Origin of the sequence: Actinoplanes sp. NPDC048791 (assembly GCF_040650095.1) — a bacterium.
Lineage (GTDB): Bacteria > Actinomycetota > Actinomycetes > Mycobacteriales > Micromonosporaceae > Actinoplanes.
In genome coordinates, this window is the sequence record NZ_JBEZGQ010001205.1 from 1 (window position 1) to 2,308 (window position 2,308).

2 protein-coding genes and 1 pseudogene are annotated in these 2,308 nt (G+C 72.3%); 1 reads left to right on the forward strand and 2 read right to left on the reverse strand.

Going from position 1 to position 2,308, the window contains the following annotated elements; translation table 11 throughout:
* Both AB0C29_RS44370 and AB0C29_RS44375 read right to left on the reverse strand, forming a co-directional pair.
* Positions 1-89, reverse strand: a pseudogene (locus AB0C29_RS44370) (transcriptional regulator); the annotation flags it as partial.
* Between the two features lie 9 nt (positions 90-98).
* A complete protein-coding gene (locus AB0C29_RS44375) occupies positions 99-563 on the reverse strand; it encodes a hypothetical protein (RefSeq protein ID WP_360833818.1) in 465 nt (154 codons plus the stop codon).
* Positions 564-724: 161 nt separating this feature from the next.
* Here AB0C29_RS44375 and AB0C29_RS44380 point away from each other — a divergent pair, with 161 nt between their 5' ends.
* Complete coding sequence (locus AB0C29_RS44380) at positions 725-2,197, forward strand: alpha/beta fold hydrolase (protein ID WP_360833820.1); 1,473 nt, start codon at positions 725-727, stop codon at positions 2,195-2,197.
* Positions 2,198-2,308: the final 111 nt, after the last annotated feature.

Genomic DNA, 2,308 nt, shown 5'->3' on the forward strand with positions numbered 1-2,308 from the left:
AGCAGCGCCCGGGCCAGCGTGTTCGACGCCAGGACGTCCGTGCGGCGGCCGATGATGAAGGCCGGGTGCTCGGTCATGGAGGCGATCAGCTGCTGACGCTATTCGCCGCGGCCGGAACCGATGATCACGAAGGTGCGGTCCGGCGCCGGGCGCATCAAGGTGAGCCGGACCTCGCGCGGCCACCAGCGGGTCGGCTCCCGCCAGGCGCACTCCACGATCCGGGCCCGCGGGTTGTCGGCACAGTCGCCGAGCTGCTCCCAGTGATCGAGCTGGGTGGCGACGATCTGCCGCGACTGCAGCCAGGGCGACCCCGGCGGCATCGCGTAGCTGCGCACGGTCGCCGCCCCACGGTCGTTGCGCAGGCCGCGGGCGATGATGCCGGCGCGGTCGAGGACGACCCGCTCGTACCCCGTGGACTCCACCACCGCCCCGGCGGGCGGGGAGATGGCGTGCGGGACGCCGGCGGCTCTCCACCGTACGAGAGCAAGCGCGCCCAGGGTGAGCAGGACGACCAGCAGGACTCCCGCGATGGCGGCGCCCAGGCGCCGTCGACCGATCCGCACAGCCGGAGCCTAGGCGACCGGCGCCACGTCGCCGGCCGCGGATGCACCAGAAAACCGAACCCCCGGTCGGCCGGTGACCCGGCTGGGCGGCGGGTGTCCCGGCTGCGAGCGTCAACGGCATGAATGCTTCCGTAGCACCCTCACCCCCGGCCAGGAGATCAATGCGGCCGTGGTTCACACGTGGCCGCCTGCTGAGCGCGCTGCTGGTCGTCGGCCTGACCGCGGGACTTCTTCCCGGGGCCGCGGCCACCGCCAGGGCACCGGCGTTCCGGATCGGCTGGGCGCCGTGCGCGACCGCACCGGCCGTGCAGTGCGGCACGCTGATGGTCCCGGTCGACTGGGCGGCACCGGGCGGTCCCCGGGTGCCGATCTCGGTGGCCCGGCGCCCCGCGGACCAGCCGGCGACCAAGATCGGCACGTTGTTCTACAACCCCGGCGGCCCGGGTGACGGTGGCGCTGAGTACGTCATGGCGGCCGAGCGGTTCTTCTCGGCGACGGTACGCGCGCGGTTCGATCTCGTCGCCCTGGATCCGCGTGGCATGGGCACCAGCGTCCATGTGCAATGCGGGCTCAATCCGATCGTGGCCGAGACGACGCTGTTCCCCCGCACCGAGCAGCAGTTCGACCAGCTCCGCCGGCACAACCGGGCCGTCGGCCTCAGCTGCCTGGAGCACACCGGCGCGCTGCTGAAGCACATGGACACCGTGACGGTGGCACGGGACCACGAGGCGCTGCGGCTCGCCCTCGGCGTCGGCCAGGTGAACTGGCTGGGCATCTCGTACGGGACGCAGGTCGCCGCCAACTACGCCGAGCTGTTCCCGCGGCAGACCCGGGCCATGGTCCTCGACGCGGCGCTGGAGCACAGCAAGCCGGAAGGCGTGCAGGTCGCCGACGAGATCGTCTCCCAGGAGAACTCGTTCAACCGGTTCACCCGCTGGTGCGACACCGCGCCGTCCTGCGTGCTGCGCGGACAGGACGTCGGAGCGGTCTTCGACCGGCTGGTGGCCGGCGCGGACCGCCGGCCCCTGGCCGTCCCGGGGGCGCTGCGCCCGGTCACCGGCGAGGACATCCGGATGGGAACCATCGGCAGGCTCACGTTCAAGGAACCGTCGATTTACGGTCCGGACGTGTCCTGGGCCGGCCTGTCCCGGGCGCTCGCTGCCGCGGTGGCCGGCGACGCTGAGGCATTCGCGGTCGCGCCCACCGCCGACGTGCCGCAGGAATCCCTGCTCAACATTCTCGGCAACGCCTGCGGTGACTACGTGCCGCAGATCGACAGCTGGGCCGAGATGCAGCAACGCATCGAGCTCGGCCGGCAGCTCGCGCCGCACCTGAAGGGGGCATCGGAGACCTGGCGGGCCAACTTCTGCATCGGCTGGCCGGTGCGGGCGGCCAACCCGCCGCGCACCCTCGATGTCCGTGGCGTGCCGGCTCTGATGGTGCACGCGGTGCACGACTCGTCGGATCCGTACGTCTGGGCGCACAGCCTGGCCGCCCAGATCGAGGGCATCGACCTGCTCACCCGCACCGGCGACGGGCACACGTCCGTCTACACCTCGCCCTGCGCCAGGACCGCGATCGACGAGTACCTCGTCCGTCCGGTGGCACCGGCTGTGCGGGTCTGCGCCGGCTGATCGGCTTCTTGTCGTACCCCGCCGCTAGCCTTCGGACAGTTCTCATGGGGGAGGCGTGCGTGCGGCGACACCGGTTCGTGCGGCGGGGCAGTGTGGATGCCCCGCCGTTCG

Excerpts from the sequence above, each read along its gene's own strand:
- AB0C29_RS44380 (WP_360833820.1), top strand. The coding sequence starts at position 725 with ATGCGGCCGTGGTTCACACGTGGCCGCCTGCTGAGCGCGCTGCTGGTC.